Genomic DNA, 23,890 nt, shown 5'->3' on the forward strand with positions numbered 1-23,890 from the left:
GATCAGGTTCTAACTCTCATTAGATTTCTCTAATGGAAGTTAGATTACACGCGAATCGGCCATCGTGTGACACACCTCACACAATCGCTCCGACACGTCGCAGCCGATCGAGCTCAACGCTGTCGAAACCCCAGCTCAGCAGGGCCTCGTCGGTGTTCGCGCCGGCGGGAACCGCGGGCCCCTGGACACTCCCCGGCGTGCGACTGAACCGCGGCGCCGGTGCCGGCTGGAGCACGCCGTCGACCTCGACGAAGGCGGCGCGGGCCGCGGCGTGCGGGGCGGCGATCGCCTCCTCGATGCCGAGGACCGGGCTCACGCAGGCCTCACGACCGGCGAAGCGTCGCTCCCACTCAGCCCGCGGGAACCGGGCGAAGGCGTCGTCGAGGAGCTTGCGCAGCCCCGGCCACTCGTCCCGATCCCACTGCCGGGCCGCCAGCTCGGGATCGAGCTCGAGCACCGCGAGCAGTTCGGCGAAGAAGGCCGCCTCCAGCGCCCCGACGGCCATGTAGCCGCCGTCGGAGGTCTCGTACACCGCGTAGAAGGGCGCACCGCCGTCGAGCATGTTCGTCCCCCGCTCCGGCCGGTGCATGCCCGCCTGCACCTGGCCGAAGAAGACACCACCGAGGAGCGAGATCCCGTCCAGCATGGCCGAATCGACTACCTGGCCACGACCACTGCCCCGGGCCTCGAAGAGCGCTGCGGCCACACCGAAGGCGAGGAGCGCGCCGCCGCCCGCGTAGTCGCCGAGGATGTTGAGCGGGATCGTCGGAGGCTCGCCCGGACGGCCGATCGCGGACAGCAGGCCCGACGCGGCGAGGTAGTTCAGGTCGTGACCCGCCTGCTGCGCCAGCGGTCCGTCCTGCCCCCATCCTGTCGCGCGGCCGTACACCAGCCGCGGATTGCGGGCGAGGCACACGTCCGGCCCCACGCCGAGCCGCTCGGCGACGCCGGGCCGGTTGCCCTCGATCAGCACGTCCGCGCGTGCAACCAGGTCGAGCACCGCGGCCGCACCCTCCGGGCGCTTGAGATCGATGGCGACGCTGCGCCTACCCCGGTCGTTGACGAACGCCGGCTGCCGGCCGCCCGCGGCGCCGAGATCGGTGCGCAGCACGCCCACCGACGACGGCCGATCGACGCGGAGCACCTCGGCGCCCATGTCGGACAGGACCATGCACGCCCACGGTCCCGGTCCGAGCCCCGCCAGCTCGACGACCTTCACCCCGCGCAGCGGACCGCTAGCCACGCTCGGCCCCCGCCCGGTCCGCCGCGTCCCCGAGGACGGCGAGGAAGCGTTCGGCCGCCTCGAAGGGAAGCAGGTGCCCGACCCCGTCGAGCACCTCGACCCGGGCACCCTCGATGAGCTCGCCGAGCCGGACGGCGTTGACCGCCGGGATGATCGGGTCGTCCGCGCCGTGCAGGATCGTGGTGGGTACGGTGATCCGCGCGAGCCGCTCGGGACCGCGCCACGAGCCGCCGGCGAAGGCCTGCAGCGTGGGCGCCCACCAGGCGAGACGACTGCCGCGCAGGGCCACGGCGAGCTCGCGCATCCGCTCCGGGCGCTCGTGGCGCGCACCGGGGCCGCCGAGATCCGCCAGCGCGGCCCCGAAGCCGCCGGTGAGGATCCCCGTGAACAGTCCGCCGAGCTTGTACAGGGTCGGCAGCACGGGCAGATCCATGGCGGGAGCCGGCGGGACGGTGCCGATCAGCACCAGGGCGTCGACCGCCTCGGGATGCCGCAGCGCGAGTTCCTGGGCCACCATGCCGCCCATCGACCAGCCGACGACGGTCGCGCTGGTGATGCCCCGCTCGAGCAGCACGGCGCGGGCATCGTCCGCGAGGTCGGCGATCGTGAACGCCGAGGTGAGGCCACGGAATCCGCCCGTGCCCCGCGCGTCCACCCGCACGACGGTGCGCCCGCCCTCGGCCACGTCGTGGGGCCAGACCGCACCGCTCGCGCCGAAGCCGTTGAGGAGCAGCACCGCCGGTCCTTCGCCGACGGACTCGCTGCGCACGGACGGAGTGCCGAGCAACGGCCCGTAGAGCGCCGCGTTGGCGCGCACCATGGTCTCCACCCACGCCGCGAGGCCCGCGCGCGCCAGGCCGTGGGCGTTCATCCGCCCACCAGGATCTGCTTGCCCTCGGTGAATCCGAGGATCCCCTCGGGTCCCGCCTCGCGGCCCCAGCCGGAGGCCTTGCGCCCGCCGAAAGGGGCGCTCATCGCGGGGCCGAAGGCGTTGACGCCCACCGATCCCGACCGGATGCGCCGGGCCACGGCGATGCCCGTCTCGGTGTCGGCGGCGAAGACGGAGCCGGACAGGCCGAGGTCGGTGCCGTTGGCGATGCGCACGGCGTCATCGACGTCGGCGTACCGGATCACCGCGGTGACCGGCCCGAAGACCTCGTGCTGCGCGAGGTCCGAGTCCGGCGCGACGTCCGCGAAGAGGGTCGGCTCGTGGAAGGACCCGCCGCGCAGCTCCTCCGGCAGATTCTGCGGGACGCCACCGCCGGCGACGAGCCGCGCACCGTCGGCGAGTGCGCGCTGCACGAAGCCCCGTGTCCTGTCGACGGCTGCGGCGTTGATGAGAGGGCCGACGTGCGTCGCCGTGTCGAGGGGGTCGCCGATGCGGAGGCGCTCCCAGGCGGGCTTGAGCGCCTCGACCACCTCGTCGTACCTCGCGTCCGAGACGAGGACGCGGGAGAGGAGGGCGCATACCTGGCCGGCGCCGCCCGTCGCACCGGGGACGAGCTGCCGGAGCACCTTGTCCAGCGGCGCGTCGTCGAGGATGATCGCCGCGGATTTGCCGCCCAGCTCGAGTTGGGTGCGGGCGTACCGGCCGTGCGTGGCGGCGAGGACGTCCTGCGCGGCGACGTGGCCGCCGGTCAGCGACACCATGTCGACCCGCGGATCGCGGGTGAGCGCGCGGCCCACGTCGACGCCGCCGGCGAGGACGCTCACGACGCCGGCGGGGAAGCCCGCGGTGCGCGCCGCCTCGGCGGCGATCGCCATGGTGAGGTGCGACTCGGGTGCGGCCTTGATCACCACCGGACAGCCCGCGATCAGGGCGGGGACGATCTTCGACGCGACGGTGACGATCGGCCCGTTGTACGGCAGGATGCCGACGACGACGCCCACGGGTTCCCGCGTGAGGACGACCTCGCCGAGCTCCGAGCCGCGCCGGACCTCCGCGAGGACGGCCGGCGCACCGTCGAGCACGGACTTCCACGCCGGTACGGTGGCGAACCGGTACAGGCCCTTCCCGTGGCGCACGGGCATGCCCGCCTCGATCGCCCAGACGACGTCGAGATCCCCGGCACGCGCATCGAGGTCGTCCAGCCACCGACCGCAGACCGCGATCCGCTCGGCGAGCGGCGTATCCGCCCAGGCGCCGCGCGCCGCGTCCGCCGCCGCCACGGCCTCCGCCGCGTCAGCGGGCGACGGGTCCGTCACCTCTCCCACAACCGCGCCGGTCGCCGGGGCGAGGACGGTGCGCCGCTCCCCCGTCGCGGGGCGCCAGGCGCCGCCGATGAACACGTCGTCGACGTGTTGGACGCCGATTCCTTCGATGACCACTGGGTTCACCCTTCCGCCGGACGATCTCTCCCGAAGTTAACATATATTTTCTATCGGTAGTTAGAATTTGATCGCGGCAGGGAGGTTCCCGGGGTCCCCTCCCTCAGGGGACTCTGGCACCGCCGTCGGACCGGGACGAATGTCGAAGACACACCGAATCGAAGGAGTTCAACCATGACCGCACCGAACATCGAGACGGTCGCCGTCAAGACCCCGTACTGGGACATCGCGGCGAACATCCAGTTCCCGCCGGACTTCGACGCGTCGAAGAAGTACCCCGCGATCATCGCCGCGCACCCGATCGGCTCCTGCAAGGAGCAGACCGCGGGCAACATCTACGGCAAGGCGCTCGCCGAGGCCGGCTACGTCGTGATCGCCTTCGACGCGAGCTACCAGGGCGAGTCCGGCGGCGAGCCGCGGTTCACCGAGGACCCGTGGCAGCGCGTGGCGGACTTCAGCCACGTGGTCGACTTCCTCCTCACCGTTCCCTATGTGGACGCCGACCGCATCGGCGTCATCGGCGTGTGCGGTGGCGGTGGCTACTCCATCGCCGCGGCGAAGACCGAGCGCCGGATCAAGGCCGTCGCGTCGATCACGGGCGTCAACTTCGGCAACCTGCTGAACGAGGCCTTCTCGGCGTACGACCCGGTAGCCACTCTGGAGGCGATCTCCGCCCAGCGGTCCGCCGAGGTGCTGGGCGCGGAGGCCGAGGTGCAGAACCTGCTGCCGCCCACCGTCGAGGACGCCAAGGGGGCGAACATCGACGTCGAGGAGGCCACCGAGTACTACAAGACCGACCGCGGCCAGGCCCCCGGCGGCACCACCTGCTCGCTCGTCTCGCGGCGCGCCTCCGGCTACGGCTGGGACGCCTTCCTGAACGTCGAGAAGCTGCTCACGCAGCCGCTCATCGTCGTGATCGGCGACAAGCCGGGCGCCTTCGGTGCGTACCGCGACGGGCTCGAGGTGTACCGCCGCGCGGCGTCCACGAAGAAGGAACTCGTGGTGGCCGAGGGCTTCTCGCACTACGACCTGTACGACCAGCCGGAGCCGGTCAAGATCGCCCTCGACCGCGTCATCCCGTTCTTCGCCGCGAACCTGTAGGAGTCAGTCGCGGAGCATCGTCTCCGCGATGAGGGCCGCCGCGACGAGCACGCTCGCGTGCGGCCCGCTCCGCAGCCCAGCGGGGAGCACCGAGCCGTCGACGACGCGCACCCCGTCGAGGCCGTCGATGCGGCCGCCGGCGTCGGTGCGCTCCCCGAGGGGCAGCGTGCCCCAGGCGTGCGAGGACATACCCGTCACCGGGTCGACGGCGATCGAGCCGGGCACCACGACGTCCGCGAACTCCGGCGAGCCGAGCATGGCGACGACCTCGTCCACAGCGCGCGCGAGCCGTGCAGTGGAGTCCTTGTCGGGCTCGCCGAGATCGATGACTGCCGACCCGCGGCGCAAGCTGATCGTGCCGCGGGTCGGCCGCGTCATGTCGGCGATCCCGACGGGTACCCCGCTCCGCGGCAGGCCCGGGATGTAGGAGGCGAAATCGTCGCCGTAGCACCGCAGTTCCAGGCCGGCGTCGGTGTGCACCACGCTCTGCAGCAACGGCACCGCCGGGACCGGGACGCATGGGGCGAAGCGCACGATCCGCTCCGGGTGCTCGTGGGTGACGAGCGGCCCGAGCACCGGCGCCAGGAGCAGCCCGGTTCCGAGCGTGCCGGCCGCGAGGACCGTTTCAGGTGCGTCGACCCGGCCGACGTTCGTCTGCACACCGATGACCGACCCTCGTTCCTCGATCAAACCGGTCACGGTGGCACGGAGCAGCCGGGGCCCGCCGTCGGACGCGGACGCGTCGGCCGCTGTCCAGCGCGCCTCGCCGACCCGATTGGAGCGGACGCGGTTGAGCCCGACCGCCGGCCAGGCGCTGCCGCGAGGAGCGACGGGTCCCCGCGCGCGCCAGTACGCCTCGAACCGGCGCGCGACGTCGCCCAGTTCCCCGTCGGCGAACGCGGTGACCCGCATCGTGCCACCGCCGGCGGCCCCGCCGTCGAGGGTCTCGAAGGCCGCTGCGATCCGATCGGTGGGCCATGGCCACCCGGCGTAGTCCTCCTGGTGCCCGCGCAGGAAGTAACCGCCGTTGACGGCAGCCGATCCGCCCAGTCCGTTGCCGCGCACGACATCCCGGCCCCGGGCCTCCGCGTACCGCCGGACGCGGTCGGCGCCGGCACCGATGGGCAGGCCGGTGAGGCTCCGCGTCGCGCGGGACGGCGCCGTGAGCGGACCGGTCTCGATCAGCAGGACGTCGCTGTCGCGGCAGAGCGCGTGCGCGACGGTCAGCCCGGCGCTTCCCGCCCCGACGACCACGACATCCGGGGTCACCGGGTGACCTTCGGGCGGAGCGCGCCGCGCCCGCCGCGCGCCGCGGCCCCCTGCCAGACGCCGAATCCGTAGGCGAGATCGTCGAGGCGGTGCAGCACGGCCCACGTGACGGGGTCCGGGTGGGGGGCCGACGGTTCGCGGTGCACCGCGGCCGCCCACGTCAGGGCCGGTTCCACCGCGGCGATGATCAGAACGCGCCGCCGGACCCGGCGCGACACGAGCGCCCCCGCGACGGTCGCGGGCCAGTAGTGCCGGAGCATGGCCGCGAACCCCTGCTGGAGGCCGAACCAGGCGGCGCGCACGGTGATCCGGGCCGCGACCGCGTCGGTGCGGGGGACCTCGCGCAGGCGGTCGCGCCGCCGCAGGAAGGTCCAGCCGTGGATCGCGGCCGCCCCGGCGAGTCCCACCCGAGTGCCGGACAGGAGCCCTCCCGCCGCGAGGGCCGTGGGGACCGAGGTGACCACCGGCGCGGCGTGCGGGCCGTGCCGGCGGGCCAGTTCCGCGGCGCCGGTGCCGTAGAAGCGGCGACGGCGCAGCAGCGCAGCCACCGTGGTCCGATGGTCGTGCGCGACGCGGGCCGCGGGCTCGTACCGCACCGTCCATCCCGCGTCGGCGAGGCGCCAGCAGAGGTCGACGTCCTCGGCGACCCGGAGGGCCTCGTCGAAGCCGCCGACGGCCTCGAAAGCCTTGCGCCGGACCAGCATCGCCGCCGACGGCACATAGGCGACGGGGCTCCCCGGCCGCGCCGCGGCCGGCCGCGGCCCCATGTCGAGGCTCGAGTGCAGGCCCGCGTAGCGCGCGACGGGCCGTGTCCACGGCGCGTCCACGAGGCCGACGATGCGCGGCGCTGCGACGGCCACCGTCGGGTCCGCGAACCGCGCCGTGAGTATGCCGGCCCACCCCGGCAGGGGCACGGTGTCGGCATCCAGGAAGGCGACCAGCTCGGTGGCCGCGAGCGCGGCGCCGCGGTTGCGGGCGTGCGCGGGTCCGCGATTCTCCGGCAGACGCAGCAGCCGCACCGCGGGGTCGTCGGGCACGCGGATCGGCTCCGCGGAGCCGTCGTCGACGACCACGACCGGCAGAGCGGGTAGTGCCCGGAGCAGGCGATCGACGCCGGCCTGGTCGTCGCGGACGGGGACCACGACGGTGATCTCGCGGGTCTCCTTCGCGGCCAGGGCGACCGGCGTCGCGAGCCCCGTATCGAGCAGGCGCCGAGCGAGACCCGCTGTCGCGGCGTCACGGACGGTCACCGTCCCGGCCTCGTCGACCAGGGCAACGGCGGCGGGAGACAGGGTCAGCAGCCGCATCGGCGAGCCGCCGAGCAGGTGCCGCGGGCCGGGGCGCAGACAGCCCGGGTCGAGCCGAACAGCGAAACCATCCGGCAGGCGCGAGGATTCGGGGCCGGTCACCGCAGCCGCCCGTCGTCGCCGACGGTCCACCGCCCGAGTGCGCCGACGAGGCGGTCGACCGCACCGTCGAGCAGCGCCGCGCCGCGGGCGGCGGTGGCCGCGGTCGGGTCGCCCAGGATGCCGTTGGGCGCGACCCCGGCGACGCCTTCGGCGCGCAGCCGGTCGATGAGCGCGGCGATCGGCGCGGTCTCCCCCGGCTCGATCCGGTCCGCGTGCACCGTCTCCGGGGCGTGGGCGAGCAGGACGGAGGTCTCGGTCTCCCCCGCGTGGGCGTCGCCGCCGGGGAAGACGCACGGGAACCAGGCGGCGTCGCGGTCCTCGTGATGCAGGAGCGTGACCGCGCTGCGGAGCGCGTCGAGGTTCCCACCGTGCCCGTTGACGAAGACGATGCGGGCCGCCCACCGGGATGCGCTGCGCCCCAGCTCCACCAGCACGAGTTCCAGTGCCGCCGTGCCGATCGAGACGGTGCCCGGGAACGCCTCGTGCTCGCCGGAGGCGCCGTACGCGAGCGCGGGCGCGAGGACCACGGCACCGTCGGGCCCGGCGCCGGTGGCCAACTGCTCGACGGCGCGCCGCGCGATGACCGCGGCGACCCGGGTGTCGGTGTCGAGCGGCAGGTGCGGCCCGTGCTGTTCAACGGAGCCGATCGGGACCACGAGCACCGACCCGGCCGGGGGGACGTCCGGCCAGGTCAGCGCGGCGAGCTCGGGCGTCACCGGGCTCAGCCGCCGAAGGAGCGCTCGAAGCCCTCGGGGATGATCAGGTCGTCCCGGCTGAGCTCGGCGACGTCGCCGCGGCCCAGGCCCATCATCGTCGAGTCGACGCCCATGCGGAGCAGGTCGAGCACGTTCTCGACGCCTGCCTGGCCGTTGGCGGCCAGACCCCAGAGGTAGGCGCGGCCGATCATGACGGCCTTGGCGCCCAGGGCGAGCGCCTTGACCACGTCGGAGCCGCGCCGGATGCCGCCGTCGAGCAGCACGTCGAGGTCGCCGCCCACGGCGTCGGCGATGGGGCCGAGCACGCGGATCGAGGCGGGCGTGCCGTCGAGGTTGTTGCCGCCGTGGTTGGAGACGGAGATCGCGGTGGCGCCGATGTCGACGGCGCGCTTGGCGTCGTCGAGGCGAGTGATGCCCTTGACCATGAACTCGCCGCCCCACTGCTCACGCAGCCACTCGAGGTCCTCCCACGTGGGCGGCGGGGTGTTCATCCACTGGTAGTAGGCGCCGAAGAAGGTGGGCCCGGTCTCGCCGCGGTGCACCAGGTTCGGCGCCGTGAGGTCGGGGATGATGATCTTGCCGCCGCGGATCCAGTCCAGGGCGTAGCGGGGCCGCACCGCGAGTTCCGGGGCCATCCGGGCGAGAGCCTTGACATCGACCTTCTCCGGGATCTCGGGGCTGCCCCAGTCCCGGCCCACGTTGAAGACCCAGTCCGTGGTCACGATCAGGCCCTCGCAGCCCGCCTCCCGGGCTCGCTGGGCGCGGGCGAGGATGTCCTCGCGGCTGCCGAGCCAGTAGATCTGGAAGAAGATCTTGTCGTTGACCGCCGTGACCTCCTCGACCGGCTTGGATCCGAAGCTGGACAGGCCCATCGCGGTTCCCCGCGCGGCGGCGGCGCGGGCCACCGCGACCTCACCGTCGGGGTCGACGGCCTGGACGCCCGTCGGGGAGATCATCACCGGGAAGGGCAGTTCCTGCCCCATCACCTTGGTCGCCAGGTTGCGTTCGGCCTTCGCCCCGACGACGTGCGGCGCGAACCCCAGTTCGGAGAACGCCGCGGTGTTGTCGCTCACGGTGATCCCGGCCTGCGAGCCGGCGATAAGCGACGAGTAGACGGTGCGCGGCAGGCGCTTGCGCGCGCGGCGCTGCGCCTCTTCGACCGTCTCGAACCAGGGGTTCCGGCGGAACGAGGCGCGCTCGATCAGGGTGGCGATTTTCGGCATGGTGATGTTTCCTCGGTCGTTCAGGAGCAGCCGGCGGACGACCGGCCGGTGGCAGTGGGTAGGGCGGGACGCGGGGCGCCCGACGCCGCGAGCGACGACGGTGGCCGCGGAGAGCTCTGCGGGGCGAACCCGGCGAGCGGGTTCTCGTCGCAGTCGCGCGACGGTGGGCGGGTCATCAGAGTGAGCGGTACGCCGCGGGAGTGATCCTTGTTGGCAGTGGGTTTCGTGCGCTCCCCCGCCAACAGTGATTCGCCGTAGCCCTGCACGCATTCCGGATCCGGCCCGTCCATGGGCAGGCCCGTGAAGAACTTGGCGGCCATGCAGCCGCCGCGGCAGGAGTCGAAGAAGCTGCACTGCGTGCACGCGCCGGCGGCCTGCGGCTCGCGCAGGGAGCGGAACAGCTCGGAGCGCTGCCAGACCTCCTGGAAGCCGCCGTCGGCGGTCACGTTGCCCGCCAGGAAGTTCTCGTGGATGGCGAAGGGGCACGCGTAGACATCGCCGACGGGGTCGATGAGGCAGACGACGCGACCCGCGCCGCAGAGGTTGAGGCCGGGCAGGGCGCCTGCACCGTCGTTCCCGCCGAACGCGGAGAGATGGAAGAAGGAGTCCCCGGTGAGGACGCCGTCGCCGTGCGCGACGAGCCAGTCGTAGAGCTCGCGCTGCTGCTCGGGCAGGGGGTGCAGGTCGTCCCAGACGTCGGCGCCGCGGCCGGACGGACGCATCCGGGTGATCCGCAGCGTGGCACCGTACTTGTCCGCGAGGGCCTTGAACTCGTCGAGCTGCGCGACGTTGTGCCGCGTCATGACGACGCTGATCTTCGCATCGCGGAAGCCGGCGGCCGAAAGGTTCTCGAGCGCCTTGACCGCCATGGCGAAGGAGCCGGGCCCGCGGACCGCGTCGTTGACCTCCGCCGTCGCGCCGTCGAGGGAGATCTGCACGTCGACGTAGTCGGAGGCGGCGAGGCGCTGGGCGACCGCTTCGTTGATGCGCAGGCCGTTGGTGGAGAACTTCACGCCCACCTGGTGCGCCGTCGCGTAGTCCACGAGCTCCCAGAAGTCGGGGCGGACCGTGGGCTCGCCGCCGCCGATGTTGACGTAGAAGACCTGCATGCGCTGCAGTTCGTCGATGATCGCCTTGCACTGCTCGGTGCTGAGCTCGCGCGGATCGCGCTTGCCGGAGCTGGACAGGCAGTGCACGCACGCGAGGTTGCAGGCGTAGGTGAGCTCCCAGGTCAGGCAGATCGGGGCGTCGAGGCCGCGTTCGAACTGGTCGACGAGGCGCCCGACGGGAGCCGGGCGGGGCCTTTCGAGAGTGGTCATGACTCTGACTCCTGGTCGGTGGCCGGGACGATCATCCCGGACCGGGCGAGCGCGCCGAGCGCGTGGAGGTACAGGGGGCGGTCGTCGGCGGCGACGCCCGCGGCGTCGAGCGCGGCTGCGGCGCTCGGGTGCTCGCGCAGGGACCGCACCACGTCGACGACGACGAGGTTCTTGAGGAAGGACAGCTTCCGGGTGCCGAAGTGGTACAGCAGCGCGCCGAAGGGCTCGGGGCGGATCGCGACCCGCGGGTTGACCGCCCAGGCGCGCCGAGGATCGAAGGGAGCTTCGGAACCAGTGGGGGCGTCGGCCCCGGCGGCCGCAGGGCCGCCGGGAGCCGGCGCGTGCGCGACGGTCATCAGTAGACGCCGCACATGCCGTCGATGGACACTTCCTCCACCAACGATTCCGTCACGAGCTCGTCCTGCGTCGCAGTCACCTTGTCGGACATGTGAACCAACCTCCTCATGCTTGGTGTTGTGGTTCTCGTCACACAGTAATGGCACTCGGTGCAAAATCATAGGCGTTCGCCGGAATCCGTCCTGACGTACGATCGCGAACACCCCCCGACCGGCGGGAACACGGAGAAAGAAGGCGGACGACGATGCCCCCTCGCGGACGCAGCGGACCGCTCGGCGGGCGCCCCTCCGCGACCACGCGCGGTCACCTCAGCGGCATCGCCATCGACCTGTTCACCGAGAAGGGCTTCGACGAGACCAGCGTCGACGACATCGCCGCTGCGGCCGGCATCGCCCGGCGCACGCTCTTCCGCTACTACCCGTCGAAGAACTCCCTCGCCTGGGGCGAGTTCGACGATCACCTCGCAGGGCTGCGCGAACTGCTCGACCGGGCGGCGGGCACCGGCACGCTCGGCACCGAGCTCCGCGACGCCATCGTCGCGTTCAACCAGGTGCCGGAGCCTGAACGCGAGCACCACCGCCGCCGGATGCACCTGCTCCTGACAGTGCCGGCGCTACAGGCACATTCGATGATCATGTACGCGGACTGGCGGCAGGTGATCGAGGAACACGCCGCGCGCCGACGCGGGCTCGCGACATCCGATCACGCGCCGCAGACGATCGCGTGGATGGCGCTCGGCGTCGCGCTCGCCGCGTACGACCAGTGGCTACAGCAGCCCGACGGCGATCTCGAGGCGCTCCTGCGCACCGGCTGCGAGCTGCTCATCGCCGCCGTCGACGGGTAGGCCCACCTACCGGGCAGCCGCCGTCCAGCGACAGCCTGTGCCGGCACCGTCGGCTACGAGGCCGACGCGTGAGCGCGCGGTTGGTCGAGCACGTAGTCGACCAGAGCGGACACGGCCGGACCGCGCTTCTGCCCGTGCCGCGTCGCGAGGAACAGCCGCCGGACGGCCCAGTGCTCGTCCAGATCGAGCACCGCGACCCGATCGAGGTGATCTGCGCGCAGGAAGCACTCGGGTACCGCCGTCACGCCGATGCCGGACGCGACGAGACTCAGCGCCGTGCTTCCCGTCACGAGCCGGTACCGGGACCGGAACTCGCCCCCGGTCTTGGCCGCCGCGAGCTTGAACGCTCCCGCCATGGCGCCGGCCGCGATCAGGTTGAACTCCGCGAGGTCGGCGTAGGTGACGGAATCGCGTTTCGCCAGAGGATGATCGATCGGGACGACAGCGACCACACGGTCGTTGCGGTACGGAATGGTCGCCACGCCGGACAGATCCAGGTCGGGCGCTTCCGCGTAGACCCCCAGATCGGCGTCGCCGCGCTCGACCTCGCGGATGATCTCCGGATTGAACACCTCGTGGACGGCGAGATCCACCTGCGGATAATCACTGACGAATTCGCCGAGCCGCCGGGCGAGCAGCGGACCGATGATGGACCTGGCCGAGACCAGCGTCAGTTCGCCGGCGACCCCCTCGGTCAGGGCGGTCACCTCGCTGCGCATGACGTTCAGGCTGCCCAGGATCTCCCTGGCGTGCCGCAGGAAGATCTCTCCCGCGGGGGTGGTCTGGACGCCGCGGGGCGTGCGGTCGAGGAACTTGGTGCCCGCGGCGTCCTCGAGCATCTGGATCCGTTTGGTCGCGGTCGACGCCGCGATGTTCTCCCGGATCGCCGCCAGGCCGATCTGCTTCTCCTCCACGGCCGCGATGTAGAGCTGCAGCGTGAACAGATCGACGTGCCGCACCAGATGATTGACATTCAGATTGCGCGCCATCAGGACTCCGCCACCGTGCCGACGACCAACGCACACGCCACTCTCATCACGCAGACGAATCTACCCCTCGCCCGTTCCGGCGAGGGGCAGATCCGGCACCGCCACCGGCGGCATCGATGTGGCGCCCCAGATCACCGCTCGGTCGGCGACGATCCTAGGCTGGCGTACTCGGTCCGCAGGACGTGCTTGAGGACCTTCCCCGACGCGTTGCGCGGCAACTCGCTGACCACCACGAAATACTTCGGAATCTTGAACTTCGCCAGGTTGCCCGCGAGGAATTCCCGGATCGCGTCCAGGTCGATGCTCACTCCGACGCTCGCCACGAGAATCGCGGCGCCGACCTCGAAATACTTCTCGTCCGGAACGCCGACGACCGCGCTGTCGGCCACACCCTCGAACGAGGTCAGCAGCTTCTCGATCTCCGCCGGGTAGATGTTCTCGCTACCGCTGCGCACCATGTCCTTCTGGCGGCCCGCCAGGGTGAGGAAGCCTTCCTCGTCGAACCGGCCGAGGTCGCCGGTGCGGCACCATCCGTCGTGGAAGGTCTCCGCGGTCGCCTCCGTCCGGTTCCAGTATCCGACGCTGACACCGGGGTTCCGGGTGTAGATCTCTCCCACCTCTCCGGTGGGTACCGGCTCGCCGTCCGCGCCGCGGATCACGATCTCGCTGAGCGGTGTCGGCCGGCCGACGCTCGACTCGTGGCCCTTCGCGTCCTGATGGCGGAGCCTGGTGCACACCATGCCGCCCTCCGTGAGGCCGAAGGTCTGATCCATGCGCGCGTTGGGGAGCCGCCGCTCGAACTCCTCGTACACCCAGGGCATCACGGTGTCGCCGGCGGCGATGATCTGCGTGAGGCTGGGGGCCACGAGCTCCTCGACGTCGTCGCGGCGCATCAGGTCGTACATGAGATGCGAGTACACGAACGCGATCGTCGCGCGCTGCTTCCGGCCGATCTCCAGCATCCGCTCCAGCGAGAAGCCACCCGAACCGAGGAAGACGCCCATTCCGTGCCGCAACATCGCCGGCAGCACGATGATCTCCATGGCCGCGGCGTGGAACATCGGACCCGAGGTCTGGGCGACAGTGTTCTCGTCGAGCTGCCACATCATGCACTGGATCGTCGCCAGGGCCAAGAGGTTCCGATGCGTGAGCACCGCCCCCTTGGGCAGCCCGGTGGTTCCCGAGGTGTACATGATGGTCGCGGGATCGGCGGGGTCGAGCTCGGGGAAGACGCCGGTCTCGCCCGAGTCCACGAAGTCGGTGAGCGAAACGGCCCAGTCGGGCACGTTCTCGCCGCGGATCACGTAGGTCCGGACCGGAAGCTCATGGCGCACCGGCTCGATCCTGCTGACGAACTCCTCGTCCAGGATGAGCACCGTCGACCCCGAGTCCTGGAGGAGGAACCGCAGCTCCGGACCGGTGAGTCGCCAGTTGAGGCGCACCGAGACGGCGCCCACTCGCGAAATGCCGAAGAAGATCTGCGGGTACTCGATGCAGTTGCGCATCAGGACCGCGACGCGGTCGCCCTTCTCGGTACCGGAGTTCTGCAAAGCGGTCGCGTAGGCGAACTCGGACTCGCGAAGCTGGCGGTAGGTGATCGGCGTCTCGTCCTCGAACGCCAGCGCGGGGCGATCGGGGTCCGCTTCGGGCACCTGCCCGGAAACGGAATCGGTGATCCAGTTGAGGGTGACACCCATGTCGACTCCTGAGGTAGAAGGACGGCGCTCGAGCCGAAAGATTCTGTGCAAGGGGCTATTTCCCACCCCCATAGTGATGCTACTCACACTTCGGCGTCCGGTTGCGTCCGCAAGGCGATCCCAGCGAAATCCTGATCCAACGGACAGGGTCGATGCCCCGGCGCACGACGAAGGGCCCGATCCGCGGACGGCGGATCGGGCCCTTCCTCATGCTGGCGGGCCGGCGGCGCTGCGCTACTACTTCTCGAAGGCGGCGCCCTCCGACACCAGAGACTGCACCTCGTCGTCACTGAACCCGTACTCCCGCAGGAGCTCCCGGGTGTTTCCACCGAGCTGCGGGGCGGGGAACCGCTGCTCCGGTGCCGACTCGCTCCACGTCTGCGGAATGCCCATGGTCCGGATCAGCCCCTCGGTCGGGTGCTCCTCGACGCGGAAGAAGTCGACGTCCTTCATGTGCGGGTCGTCGAGCAGGCTCTCCGGGGTGTTCATCGCGATCACGGGGATGTCGGCCTCGCCGAGCAGCTGCAGCCACTCCGCCGTGGACCGGGTCGCGAAGATCTCCGCGACCAGCGGCAGCAGCACACCGAAGTTCTCGGTCCGCGCGGAGATCGTCGCGAAGCGCGGGTCCGCGAGCAGATCCGGACGTTCGACCAGAGCGAAGAATCGCTGCCAGTGCGCGTCGGTGTAGACGTTCACTCCCACGTAACCGTCCGTGGTCTGGTAGGGCCTGCGGTCGGGGTTCATCATCCGCGCGTACCCCCAGTCGCCGATCGGCGGCTCGAAGGTGTGCCCGTAGAGGTGATCCCCCATCACGAACTGCGCGAAGGTCTCGAACATCGGGATCTGGACCTCCTGACCGCGGCCGGTGCGCTCGCGCCGGTACAGCGCCATCGCGATGGCATTGCTCATCGCCATCCCGACGACGCGGTCGGCGATCGCCGTCGCCACGTACTCGGGGGCACCGACCTTGCGCGACTGGAGCACCGGCATGCCCACGGACGCCTGGATCAGGTCGTCGTAGGCCGGCTTGTCCGCGTACTGACCGCCCTGGCCGAAGCCGAACGCGCCGGCGTAGATCAGGCGGGGATTCACCTCGGCCACCTCGGCATAGCTCAGTCCCAGCCGCGCCATCGACGCCGGGCGGAGGCTGTACATCAGCACGTCGGCCTCGGGGAGCATCCGCCGCAGGGCCGCCTTCGCGTCGGCGTGCTTGAGATCCAGTCCCAGGCTGCGCTTGTTGCGGTTCAGGTGCAGGAAGATCGGTCCCATGCCCGGGTTGCGCCCGGTGCCAACACCACGGGAGGTGTCGCCCGCCCGGGACTCGATCTTGCACACGTCCGCGCCCATGTCCGCGAGCAGCAGCGCCGCGAACGGTCCCATGAAGTTCGACGTCAGGTCGAGGACCCGCACGCCTTCCAATGGTCCGCTCATGTCGGTGACCTCCTTGAAGTCAGTGAATCGTCAGGCCGCCGGTGGGGCTCACCGTGGTCCCGGTCAGGTATGCCGCGCCGGGGCCCGCGAGGAACGCCACCACGTCACCGATGTCGGTGGGTGCGGCCACGCCGAACGGACTGCGCTCGGCGATCTTGGTGTACTGCTTACGATGCTGCTCGGACACCGTCGAATCCGGCCCGAACACCGCGTCCCAGGAAGGGGTGTCGCGGACCACGGTCACGCACACGGTGTTCACCCGGATCTTCTCGCGGGCCAGTTCCTTCGACAGGACCTTGGCGGCCATGACCAGGCCGCCGGAGAACGAGGCGATCGCGGTCTGGCCCGGCGTCGCCTCCCGCCCGCCCTCGGAGGTCACGAAGACCACCGAGCCTCCGCCGCGCGCCCGCAGGTGCGGCACGGCGGCCTGCACCACGAGGTACTTCGCGGCGAGCGCCTGTTGCACGAAGGCCGTGGCGCGATCGAGGTCGATGTTCGCGAACGGGCCTCGGACCTGGGGCGACCGGGCCTCCTCGTCGCCGCCGCCGGCGTTCGCCACCACGATGTCGAGCCCGCCGAAGCGCTCGACGACCGAGGCGCACGCGGCCTCCATGTCGTCGCGGGAGCGCACGTCGCCCAGCACGAAGCCGGCGTCCCCGTACTCGCGCAGCTCCTCGACGACGGCGTTGGCGCGGTCCTCGGACCGTCCGCCGACGACCACCGTCGCCCCCTGCTGCGCGAGCCGGAGGGCGATACCGCGCCCGATACCACCCGACCCGCCGGTGACGAGAGCGACCTTGCCGCGCAGCGGCCCGGGAACCGTCGGGGCGGTCACGACGGCACCCCCGCGCCGTCCGCGGCCACCGCGGCACCGGAGGCGAGCAGCGCAATGATCTCGGCCTGCTCGAACCCCGCGGCCTCCAGGAGTTCGACGGTGTGCTCCCCCAGCCGTGGCGTGGGGATGCGGAGTTCCGGCTCCGTGCGGCTCCACGTCTGCGGAATGCCGATCGACCGGACCGTCCCCTCGGTGGGGTGCTCGCCGACGTCGAAGAAGCCGACCGCGTCGAGGTGCGGGTCGCGGACCAGCGTGTCGGGAGTGGCCACCTCGATCGCCGGGATGTCCGCGGTCACCAGCATCGTCATCCACTCCTCCGTGGTCTTCGTCGGGAACTCGCGCTCCAGGAACGCGTACAACTCGCCCTGGCGCTCGATCCGAGCGTGCACGTCGGCGTAACGCGCGTCGGTGATCATCTCCGCGTGCCCGGTGGCGGCGAAGAACGCGTGCCAGTGCTTGTCGTTGTACATGTTCACCGCGATGTACCCGTCGTCCGCGGTCCGGTAGGGGTGCCGACCGGGGTCCAGGCTACGAGCGTAGCCCCAGTCCCCCTGCTGAGGAACGAAACTGAGGCCGCCGAGATGATCGCTCATGACGAGCTGGACGAAGGTCTCGTACATCGGGACCTGGACCTCCTGCCCGAGGCCGCTGCGCTCGCGCTCGAACAGCGCGGTGGTCACCGCCATCGCCGCCGCGATGCCGACCGCACGGTCCGCGATCGGCGTCGCCACGTTCTCCGGCGGCCCGGTACGGCGTGCCTGCAGCACCGTCATCCCCGAGGCCGCCTGGATCAGGTCGTCGTACGCCGGGCGATCGGCGTACGGCCCGTTCTGGCCGAAACCGTACGCGCCCACGTAGATGATGCGCGGGTTGATGGCGGCGACGTCCTCGTAGGACAGCCCGAGGCGGGCCATCGCCGCCGGCCGGGAGCTGTGCATGAGCACGTCGGCGTCCGCCACCATCCGCCGCAGGGCGGCGATCCCCTCCGGGTTCTTCAGGTCCAGCACCATCGATCGCTTGTTGCGATTGAGGTGCAGGAAGTTCGCCGCCATCCCTCGGTTCCGGACGGGTCCGACGGTGCGGATCGCGTCACCTCCGGGGGCCTCCACCTTCCACACATCCGCGCCGAGGTCGGCGAGCTGCAGGGAGGCGAAGGGCCCCATCACGTTCACGGTGAGGTCGAGGATCCGCACACCGTCGAGTGGTCCGGGCATGGGCTACTTCGCCGCCCGCGGCTTCTCGGTGGGGATCGAGGCGTTGACGAGCTCCTCGAGCGCCTCGCGCTTGCGCAGCATGAGCAGGCGCCACTCGGAGATCTGGCAGAGGTCGCCGTCCTGGTTGAGCGCCTTCATCTGCAGCTTGATCACGCCGAAGTCGTCGTCCTTGATCTCCAGGTCGATGATCTCGGCCTTGACGTAGATCGTGTCGCCGATGTGCACGGGGTGCAGGTAGCGCAGGCGGTCGATGCCGTAGTTCGCCTGGATCGGCGGGCCGAAGATCAGCAGGCCGGTCATGATCGAGTAGGTGAGCGAGCCCTGCACCAGGCGCTCCTTGAAGCGCGTCTGCTCGGCGTAGTGCTTGTTCGAGTGGATCTCGATCCAGTTACCGGTGAGGGCGCAGAAGTTCACCACGTCGGTCTCGGTGATGGTGCGGCCGCCGGTGCGGAAGACGGTGCCGACCGACAGCTCGTCGAGAGGCATGTCGATGGTGTTGTTGATGAGAGCCATGGGATCTCGTCCTTTCAGGGTGAGGGGTGCGGGCGCCGGATCAGACGTTCGCCAGGCGCATGGACTTGGCGATGATGGTGCGCTGGATCTGCGACGTGCCGCCGCCGATGGTCGACTGGATGCTCTCGCGCAGGTACCGCTCCATGTCGGACTCGGGCAGGTTCGCGTAGCCGCCGAGGATCTGCATGCCGTCGAGCGCGCACTGCTTGAGCGTCTCGGAGCCGTACAGCTTCGCCATCGACGTCTCGCGCGGCGCCTCGAGCCCCGCGGCCTTCATCTGCGCGGCGCGGTAGACGAGCAGGCGGGCCGCGTCGACGCGGGTCTGGTTGTCGGCGAGGGTGTGCTTGAGCACCTGGAAGTTGAAGATCGCCGTACCGAACTGCTTGCGGTGGTGCGCGTAGCGCAGGGCGTTGCTGACGGCCTCCTGGGCGTTGCCGACGTACGCGCCGGCCACGGCGCACCGCTCGAGCTCGAGGTGGTTGATGATGATCTCGTGGCCCTGGCCCTCGACGCCGAGGATCGCGTTCGCGGGAACCACGACGTCGTCGAGGAAGATCTCCGTGGTGCCGGTGGCGTGACGCGACAGGGTCGGCAGCTTGTTGATGACGAGGCCGGGGGTGTCGTTCGGGATCAGGAGCATGGTCAGGCCGCCGTGCTTGTCGTTCTGGTCCGTGCGGACCAGCATCGCGATCACGGTGTTATCGGCCTGCGCGCCCGAGCAGAACATCTTCGCACCGTTGATGACCCAGTCGCCGTTCTCGTTGCGCTTGGCGTGCGTCTTGGTGGCGAAGACATCGGAGCCGGCGTCGGGCTCGGTCATCGAGACCGAGAACCGGATGTCGCCGCTGATGAAGGGCTTGACATACTTGTCCTTCTGCTCCTGGGTGCCGAACTTGATGATGTTCATCGCGGTGAAGGTGGGCACCAGCACCGAGCAGGAGAAGTCGAAGCCGAACTTGCCCAGGCCCTCGGCCATCAGCGCGTAGTCGAAGATGTCGCCGCCGGACCCGCCCTCCTCCTCGGGGATCAGCACGCCCAGCCAGCCCTGCTTGGCGATCTTCGCGTACGCCTCGTAGGGGTACTCGCGGTTCTGGTCGCACGTGCGGACGTACTCGACGGTGATCTCGTTGTCCATGAAGTCGTTGACGACCTTGAGCCAGTCGGACTGCTCGTCGGTGAGGAAGTTCTCGGCCATTTTCGTTTCTCCTTGCGTGGGTCTTCCGGGGTCGGAAAGGTTCAGGTCGAAATTCGACCCGAGGAAATCGGTGTTTTCTTATCCGTCAATCAGTGCGACGAGACGGAAGCTCTGCCAGCCATTCTTCGAGGACCGCTGCGGTGTCCGAGCCGGGTTCCACCGGGCCGTTGCGCACCGCACCGGGGGTCCTGCTGAACCGCGGCGCCGGCGCCGGCTGGACGACCTCGTCGACCTCGATGTAGGTGCCGCGTGCCGCGAGGTGCGGGTGCGCGGGCGCCTCGCCCATCGTGAGCACCGGCGCCAGGCAGACCTCGCGGCCCGCCGCGCGGGCCGCCCACTCGTCCCGGCTCGCCGCGGCGATCGCGGCCGCGATCAACTCGCGCTGGCGCGGCCACGCGGCGCGGTCGTGCTGGTCGCCGGCGTCGGCCGGGTCGATGCCGAGAAGGTCCAGGAGGTTCGAGAAGAACCTGGCCTCGTTGGCACCGATCGCGACGTACTCGCCGTCCGCGGCGCGGTACACGGAGTACCACGGCGCCCCGGAGTCGAGGCGGTTCACGCCGCGCTCGTCGGTCCAGTAGCCGGCCTCGCGCAGCCCGTGGAACAGCGTCATGAGGGAGGCGGCACCGTCGACCATGGCGGCGTCGATGACCTGCCCGCTTCCGCTGGTCCGGGCCTCGATCACCGCGGCGAGCAGCCCCATCACCAGGTACAGCGAGCCGCCGCCGAAGTCGCCGGCGAGGTTCAGCGGGATCACCGGCGGTCCGCCCGCGACGCCCACCGAGTGCAGGACGCCCGTGAGGGCGATGTAGTCGATGTCGTGGCCCGGTTCGGCCGCGAGCGGCCCCGTCTGCCCGTACCCGGTCATCCGGCCGTACACCACGGACGGGTTGACGCTCAGGCACTGCTCGGGTCCGACGCCCAGGCGCTCGGCGACGCCGGGCCGGAAGCCCTCGATCACGATGTCCGCGTGGGCGGCGAGATCGAGGGCCGTCCGCACATCGGCCGGATCCTTGAGGTCGAGCGCGATGCTGCGCTTGCCCCGCTGGAGCAGGTGGAACCTCGCGGCCACCGGCGCGCCGCCGTCGTATCCGGCCGGGCGATCGATCCGGACCACGTCCGCGCCCAGGTCGGCGAGGAGCATCGAGGTGAACGGCGTCGGGCCGACGCCGCCGAGCTCGAGCACGCGCACCCCGACGAGCGGCCCGGAGGCCGGTCGGCGAATGTGGCTCGTATCACTCATAGCTCGACTATTACATACAAAATATTATCTGTAAAGCGAATCCGAACGATTCCGCGGAAATTTTCCGCTGTTTCGATGGAAGGAAATCGACGATTCAAAGAATGGCAACCGATCGAGCCTCTCCAGCTGCAGAATATTTTGTATTCTCGCAATAGCTCGTAGGTGAGATCCCTCTCACAGCGACCATGGTGAAGCGAGAGTACGCGCTTCCTTCTGAAACGGAGTGGTGAACATGTTGACACGCGCGGCGGTCCTCCGCAGCTCGCCCGGCGAACTCGAGATCCTCGACCTCGAGATGGCGCCGATCCAGGCCGGCGAGGTCCGGGTGAAGATGAAGGCCGCGGGCCTCTGCCACTCCGACGACCACTTCATCGTCGGCGACCAGGTTCCGGGGATCTTCCCGATCGTGGTCGGCCACGAGGGCGCCGGGATCATCGAGGAGGTGGGCCCCGGCGTCCGCGATCTCGCGGTCGGTGACCACGTCGTCTTCTCCTTCCTGCCCGTCTGCGGCCGCTGTAAGTGGTGCGCGCAGGGGATGCAGAACCTGTGCAACCTGGGTGCGCTCCTGGCCACCGGGTCGCGCTTCGAGGAGCCGGGCACCTACCGGCTGTCCCTCGACGGTGAGCCGGTCGGTGCGCTCGCGAGCCTGGGTACCTTCGCCGAGCGCGTGACCGTCTCGGCGCTCTCCGCGATCAAGATCGATCCGTCGATCCCGTTCGAGTCGGCGTGCCTCACCGGGTGCGGCGTCGGCACGGGCTGGGGCGCCGCGGTGAACTCCGGCGAGGTGCGGCCGGACGACGTGGTCATCGTGATGGGCGTCGGCGGCATCGGGATCAACGCCGTCCAGGGCGCCGCGCAGGCCGGCGCCCGCGCGGTCATTGCGGTGGAGCCCGTCGAGTGGAAGCGCGAGTTCGCACTCAAGCTGGGAGCCACGCACGCGTTCGACACCATCGAGGAGGCCGCGGACTTCGGCCGGTCGATCACCGACGGTCAGGGCGCGGATTCGGCCATCGTCACCATCGGCATCCCGACCGGGCGGGACATCGGTCAGGGCCTGGAGGCCGTCCGCAAGGGCGGTATCTGCGTGGCCGTCGGCATCGGCGACACCCATGTCAAGGACGGCGACATCGAGCTGCACCACCTGGTGCTCATGCAGAAGCGCCTGCAGGGCTCCCTGTTCGGGCAGAGCCACCCCACGTCCGACATCCCGGCGCAGCTGGCGATGTACCAGCGGGGCCAGCTCAACCTCGACGACCTCATCACCGCGCGGTACCGGCTCGACGACATCAATCAGGGCTTCGCCGACCTCAAGGCGGGCAAGAACATGCGCGGAGTCATCGTCTTCGACTGACATCCGCGCCGACGCCGAAAGGGGCGCCCCGCCGATCCGGCGGGGCGCCCCTTTCGGGTGTTCGTCCGGCCGTCAGGCCCGGCGGTACATGGTGACGACGCAGGCGCCACCCAGACCGATGTTGTGCTGCAGCCCGATCCGGGCGTTCTCGACCTGGCGGTCGCCCGCCGTGCCGCGCAGGTGCCACACCAGTTCGGTGCACTGCGCAAGGCCCGTCGCGCCGAGGGGGTGCCCCTTCGACATCAGGCCGCCGGACGGATTGACCACGTACTTCCCGCCGTAGGTGTTGTCGCCCGCGAGGATGAACTTCTCGGCCTCGCCCTCGCCGCACAGCCCCAGGCCCTCGTAGCTGATGACCTCGTTGGGCGTGAAGCAGTCGTGCAGCTCCACCACGTCGACGTCCTCCGGTCCGACGCCGGCGATCTCGTAGACCTCGGCCGCCGCCCGCTTCGTCATATCGGCACCGACCAGGTTGATCAGGTCGGTCTTGGTCACCTCGGTATCGGTGGTCATCGACTGCCCGATGATCTCCACGCCGTTCGTGATGCCGTGCTTCTCGGCGAACGCCTTGCTGACGACCACGGCCGCGGCCGCGCCGCAGGTGGGGGGACACGCCATGAACCTCGTCATGTAGGGATAGAGCGCCGGGGCCTCCATCACCTGCTCGAGGGTCAGCGGCTTGGTGAACAGCGCGTACGGGTTGTTCGCGGCGTGCGTGCGCGACTTCACCGCGACCCGGCCGAAGATGTCGGGGTTCGCGCCGTACCGCTCAATGTACTCCCAGCCCGCCGCGCCGAACGCCTGGATGGCGCGCGGGGCGTCGGTCGGGAGCTCGGGGTGCAGCTCGGCGCGGCGCGCGTGGATCCAGCCGACCGGGGAGGTCCGGTCGGTGAAGGCGCTGCCCAGCGCACCGGGCGTCATCTCCTCGAAGCCGAAGGCCAGGGCGCAGTCGACGACCCCCGCCTCCACGGCCTGGCGGGCGAGGAGCAGCGCCGACGACCCCGAGGCGCAGTAGTTGTTCAGGTTGAACACCGGGATGCCGGTCATGCCGACGTCGTAGACCGCCCGCTGCCCGCAGGTGCTGTCGCCGTAGACATAGCCGGCGAAGGCCTGCTGGACCTCGTTGTAGGCGATTCCCGCGTCCTGCAGCGCGCCGCGGATCGCGTTCGCCGCCATCACCTCGTACGGGTCGTTGGCCCCGGGCTTGGCGAACTTGACCATGTTGACGCCGATGACCTGTGCTTTGTCACTCATCTGGTTCTCCTTCGATGATTCAGTGCATCAGGGCGAGGTCGGACTCGGCCACGTCGAACTCGACCCGCAGCAGCGCCTGGCACATCGTCTTGCCGGTGAAGTCGGCGCGCAGGCTCCGCGTCGCGCCGCCGCCGAGGGCGTTGCGCAGCACGAAGTTCATCGCGTGCAGCGTCGGCACCTCGTAGCGGTCGACCCGGCCCTTGACCATCTCGCCGAAGAACTCCTTGACGGCGTCGGCCGTCAGGTACTCCAGGATCAGCGGGTAGAACCGCTCCTCCTTCGCGATCACCGCGATGTTGCAGATGTCGCCCTTGTCGCCGGACCGCGCGTAGGCCAGGTCCTTGAGTTGGATTCGGCTCATG

Annotated in this window: 23 protein-coding genes; 3 read left to right on the forward strand and 20 right to left on the reverse strand. The window is 70.4% G+C overall.

Features of this window, described 5'->3' with window-relative positions; genetic code table 11:
* Window positions 1-76 precede the first annotated feature (76 nt).
* The 3 genes from ABZX10_RS12475 to ABZX10_RS12485 are packed head-to-tail and all read right to left on the reverse strand — an operon-like array spanning window position 77 to window position 3,571.
* A complete protein-coding gene (locus ABZX10_RS12475; RefSeq protein ID WP_355539596.1) occupies window positions 77-1,243 on the reverse strand; it encodes a CaiB/BaiF CoA-transferase family protein in 1,167 nt (388 codons plus the stop codon).
* Entirely contained in the window at window positions 1,236-2,114 is an 879-nt protein-coding gene (locus ABZX10_RS12480; protein WP_355539599.1) for an alpha/beta hydrolase, read from the reverse strand. Before ABZX10_RS12480 ends, ABZX10_RS12475 begins: the two co-directional genes overlap by 8 nt.
* Window positions 2,111-3,571: an aldehyde dehydrogenase family protein gene (locus ABZX10_RS12485; RefSeq protein WP_355539602.1), complete on the reverse strand. Its 1,461-nt coding sequence runs from the start codon at window positions 3,569-3,571 to the stop codon at window positions 2,111-2,113. Before ABZX10_RS12485 ends, ABZX10_RS12480 begins: the two co-directional genes overlap by 4 nt.
* A 174-nt stretch (window positions 3,572-3,745) precedes the next feature.
* On the opposite strand from ABZX10_RS12485, the gene ABZX10_RS12490 reads away from it, so the two are divergent.
* The gene (locus ABZX10_RS12490; RefSeq protein ID WP_355539605.1) at window positions 3,746-4,672 is read left to right on the forward strand and encodes an alpha/beta hydrolase; all 927 of its coding nucleotides are present in this window, start codon (window positions 3,746-3,748) and stop codon (window positions 4,670-4,672) included.
* A 3-nt stretch (window positions 4,673-4,675) separates the two neighbouring features.
* Here ABZX10_RS12490 and mftG read toward each other — a convergent pair whose 3' ends face one another.
* From mftG to mftA, 7 genes are read right to left on the reverse strand one after another with little or no spacing between them, the layout of a single operon-like run.
* A complete protein-coding gene (gene mftG, locus ABZX10_RS12495) occupies window positions 4,676-5,941 on the reverse strand; it encodes a mycofactocin system GMC family oxidoreductase MftG (RefSeq protein WP_355539608.1) in 1,266 nt (421 codons plus the stop codon).
* On the reverse strand, window positions 5,938-7,350 hold the full coding sequence (gene mftF, locus ABZX10_RS12500) for a mycofactocin biosynthesis glycosyltransferase MftF (RefSeq protein WP_355539611.1): 1,413 nt from the start codon (window positions 7,348-7,350) through the stop codon (window positions 5,938-5,940). The genes mftG and mftF overlap by 4 nt, the downstream gene beginning before the upstream one ends.
* Window positions 7,347-8,066, reverse strand: a complete 720-nt coding sequence (gene mftE, locus ABZX10_RS12505; RefSeq protein WP_355539613.1) for a mycofactocin biosynthesis peptidyl-dipeptidase MftE — start codon at window positions 8,064-8,066, stop codon at window positions 7,347-7,349. Before mftE ends, mftF begins: the two co-directional genes overlap by 4 nt.
* 5 nt (window positions 8,067-8,071) lie before the next feature.
* Window positions 8,072-9,289 carry a pre-mycofactocin synthase MftD gene (gene mftD / locus ABZX10_RS12510; protein ID WP_355539616.1) on the reverse strand — a complete coding sequence of 406 codons (1,218 nt, stop codon included), beginning with the start codon at window positions 9,287-9,289 and terminating at the stop codon, window positions 8,072-8,074.
* A 20-nt stretch (window positions 9,290-9,309) separates the two neighbouring features.
* Window positions 9,310-10,608, reverse strand: coding sequence for a mycofactocin radical SAM maturase (gene mftC, locus ABZX10_RS12515; RefSeq protein WP_355539619.1), 1,299 nt, complete (start codon window positions 10,606-10,608; stop codon window positions 9,310-9,312).
* A complete protein-coding gene (gene mftB, locus ABZX10_RS12520; RefSeq protein WP_355539622.1) occupies window positions 10,605-10,964 on the reverse strand; it encodes a mycofactocin biosynthesis chaperone MftB in 360 nt (119 codons plus the stop codon). The genes mftC and mftB overlap by 4 nt, the downstream gene beginning before the upstream one ends.
* Window positions 10,964-11,056 (reverse strand): mycofactocin precursor MftA, encoded by a 93-nt coding sequence (gene mftA, locus ABZX10_RS12525; protein WP_355539625.1) that lies wholly within the window; start codon window positions 11,054-11,056, stop codon window positions 10,964-10,966. The genes mftB and mftA overlap by 1 nt, the downstream gene beginning before the upstream one ends.
* A 153-nt stretch (window positions 11,057-11,209) precedes the next feature.
* Here mftA and mftR point away from each other — a divergent pair, with 153 nt between their 5' ends.
* Window positions 11,210-11,809 (forward strand): mycofactocin system transcriptional regulator, encoded by a 600-nt coding sequence (mftR, locus tag ABZX10_RS12530; RefSeq protein WP_355539628.1) that lies wholly within the window; start codon window positions 11,210-11,212, stop codon window positions 11,807-11,809.
* 53 nt (window positions 11,810-11,862) lie between these two features.
* Here the strand turns inward: mftR and ABZX10_RS12535 are convergent, their stop codons facing one another.
* From ABZX10_RS12535 to ABZX10_RS12570, 8 genes are all read right to left on the reverse strand, one after another.
* On the reverse strand, window positions 11,863-12,798 hold the full coding sequence (locus tag ABZX10_RS12535; protein WP_355539631.1) for a LysR family transcriptional regulator: 936 nt from the start codon (window positions 12,796-12,798) through the stop codon (window positions 11,863-11,865).
* A gap of 131 nt (window positions 12,799-12,929) precedes the next feature.
* The gene (locus tag ABZX10_RS12540) at window positions 12,930-14,495 is read right to left on the reverse strand and encodes a class I adenylate-forming enzyme family protein (protein WP_355539634.1); all 1,566 of its coding nucleotides are present in this window, start codon (window positions 14,493-14,495) and stop codon (window positions 12,930-12,932) included.
* Window positions 14,496-14,732: 237 nt separating this feature from the next.
* Window positions 14,733-15,926, reverse strand: a complete 1,194-nt coding sequence (locus ABZX10_RS12545) for a CoA transferase (protein WP_355539637.1) — start codon at window positions 15,924-15,926, stop codon at window positions 14,733-14,735.
* A gap of 19 nt (window positions 15,927-15,945) precedes the next feature.
* The gene (locus ABZX10_RS12550; RefSeq protein WP_355539640.1) at window positions 15,946-16,761 is read right to left on the reverse strand and encodes an SDR family oxidoreductase; all 816 of its coding nucleotides are present in this window, start codon (window positions 16,759-16,761) and stop codon (window positions 15,946-15,948) included.
* Window positions 16,758-17,975 (reverse strand): CoA transferase, encoded by a 1,218-nt coding sequence (locus tag ABZX10_RS12555; RefSeq protein ID WP_355539643.1) that lies wholly within the window; start codon window positions 17,973-17,975, stop codon window positions 16,758-16,760. Before ABZX10_RS12555 ends, ABZX10_RS12550 begins: the two co-directional genes overlap by 4 nt.
* Before the next feature lie 3 nt (window positions 17,976-17,978).
* Window positions 17,979-18,488, reverse strand: coding sequence for a MaoC/PaaZ C-terminal domain-containing protein (locus tag ABZX10_RS12560; RefSeq protein ID WP_355539646.1), 510 nt, complete (start codon window positions 18,486-18,488; stop codon window positions 17,979-17,981).
* 40 nt (window positions 18,489-18,528) lie between these two features.
* Window positions 18,529-19,683 (reverse strand): acyl-CoA dehydrogenase family protein, encoded by a 1,155-nt coding sequence (locus tag ABZX10_RS12565; protein WP_355539649.1) that lies wholly within the window; start codon window positions 19,681-19,683, stop codon window positions 18,529-18,531.
* Between the two features lie 85 nt (window positions 19,684-19,768).
* A complete protein-coding gene (locus ABZX10_RS12570) occupies window positions 19,769-20,923 on the reverse strand; it encodes a CaiB/BaiF CoA-transferase family protein (protein WP_355539652.1) in 1,155 nt (384 codons plus the stop codon).
* A 232-nt stretch (window positions 20,924-21,155) separates the two neighbouring features.
* Between ABZX10_RS12570 and ABZX10_RS12575 the strand changes: the two genes are divergently transcribed.
* Window positions 21,156-22,274, forward strand: a complete 1,119-nt coding sequence (locus tag ABZX10_RS12575) for an NDMA-dependent alcohol dehydrogenase (RefSeq protein ID WP_355539655.1) — start codon at window positions 21,156-21,158, stop codon at window positions 22,272-22,274.
* A 72-nt stretch (window positions 22,275-22,346) separates the two neighbouring features.
* Here the strand turns inward: ABZX10_RS12575 and ABZX10_RS12580 are convergent, their stop codons facing one another.
* The gene (locus tag ABZX10_RS12580) at window positions 22,347-23,528 is read right to left on the reverse strand and encodes a lipid-transfer protein (protein ID WP_355539658.1); all 1,182 of its coding nucleotides are present in this window, start codon (window positions 23,526-23,528) and stop codon (window positions 22,347-22,349) included.
* Between the two features lie 19 nt (window positions 23,529-23,547).
* On the reverse strand, window positions 23,548-23,889 hold the full coding sequence (locus ABZX10_RS12585) for a hypothetical protein (RefSeq protein ID WP_355539661.1): 342 nt from the start codon (window positions 23,887-23,889) through the stop codon (window positions 23,548-23,550).
* Window position 23,890 lies beyond the last annotated feature (1 nt).

Origin of the sequence: Tsukamurella sp. NPDC003166 (assembly GCF_040611135.1) — a bacterium.
Taxonomy (GTDB): domain Bacteria; phylum Actinomycetota; class Actinomycetes; order Mycobacteriales; family Mycobacteriaceae; genus Tsukamurella.

What these genes read in the sequence shown, in the direction of transcription:
- mftB (WP_355539622.1), bottom strand. Translation starts at nt 10,964, where the DNA reads ATGACCGTCGCGCACGCGCCGGCTCCCGGCGGCCCTGCGGCCGCCGGG.
- mftA (WP_355539625.1), bottom strand. Translation starts at nt 11,056, where the DNA reads ATGTCCGACAAGGTGACTGCGACGCAGGACGAGCTCGTGACGGAATCG.
- mftD (WP_355539616.1), bottom strand. Translation starts at nt 9,289, where the DNA reads ATGCCGAAAATCGCCACCCTGATCGAGCGCGCCTCGTTCCGCCGGAAC.
- ABZX10_RS12580 (WP_355539658.1), bottom strand. Translation starts at nt 23,528, where the DNA reads ATGAGTGACAAAGCACAGGTCATCGGCGTCAACATGGTCAAGTTCGCC.
- ABZX10_RS12570 (WP_355539652.1), bottom strand. Translation starts at nt 20,923, where the DNA reads ATGAGTGATACGAGCCACATTCGCCGACCGGCCTCCGGGCCGCTCGTC.
- ABZX10_RS12565 (WP_355539649.1), bottom strand. Translation starts at nt 19,683, where the DNA reads ATGGCCGAGAACTTCCTCACCGACGAGCAGTCCGACTGGCTCAAGGTC.
- ABZX10_RS12480 (WP_355539599.1), bottom strand. Translation starts at nt 2,114, where the DNA reads ATGAACGCCCACGGCCTGGCGCGCGCGGGCCTCGCGGCGTGGGTGGAG.
- mftC (WP_355539619.1), bottom strand. Translation starts at nt 10,608, where the DNA reads ATGACCACTCTCGAAAGGCCCCGCCCGGCTCCCGTCGGGCGCCTCGTC.
- ABZX10_RS12535 (WP_355539631.1), bottom strand. Translation starts at nt 12,798, where the DNA reads ATGGCGCGCAATCTGAATGTCAATCATCTGGTGCGGCACGTCGATCTG.
- ABZX10_RS12545 (WP_355539637.1), bottom strand. Translation starts at nt 15,926, where the DNA reads ATGAGCGGACCATTGGAAGGCGTGCGGGTCCTCGACCTGACGTCGAAC.
- ABZX10_RS12585 (WP_355539661.1), bottom strand. Translation starts at nt 23,889, where the DNA reads ATGAGCCGAATCCAACTCAAGGACCTGGCCTACGCGCGGTCCGGCGAC.
- ABZX10_RS12490 (WP_355539605.1), top strand. Translation starts at nt 3,746, where the DNA reads ATGACCGCACCGAACATCGAGACGGTCGCCGTCAAGACCCCGTACTGG.
- ABZX10_RS12555 (WP_355539643.1), bottom strand. Translation starts at nt 17,975, where the DNA reads ATGCCCGGACCACTCGACGGTGTGCGGATCCTCGACCTCACCGTGAAC.
- ABZX10_RS12575 (WP_355539655.1), top strand. Translation starts at nt 21,156, where the DNA reads ATGTTGACACGCGCGGCGGTCCTCCGCAGCTCGCCCGGCGAACTCGAG.
- ABZX10_RS12560 (WP_355539646.1), bottom strand. Translation starts at nt 18,488, where the DNA reads ATGGCTCTCATCAACAACACCATCGACATGCCTCTCGACGAGCTGTCG.
- mftR (WP_355539628.1), top strand. Translation starts at nt 11,210, where the DNA reads ATGCCCCCTCGCGGACGCAGCGGACCGCTCGGCGGGCGCCCCTCCGCG.
- ABZX10_RS12540 (WP_355539634.1), bottom strand. Translation starts at nt 14,495, where the DNA reads ATGGGTGTCACCCTCAACTGGATCACCGATTCCGTTTCCGGGCAGGTG.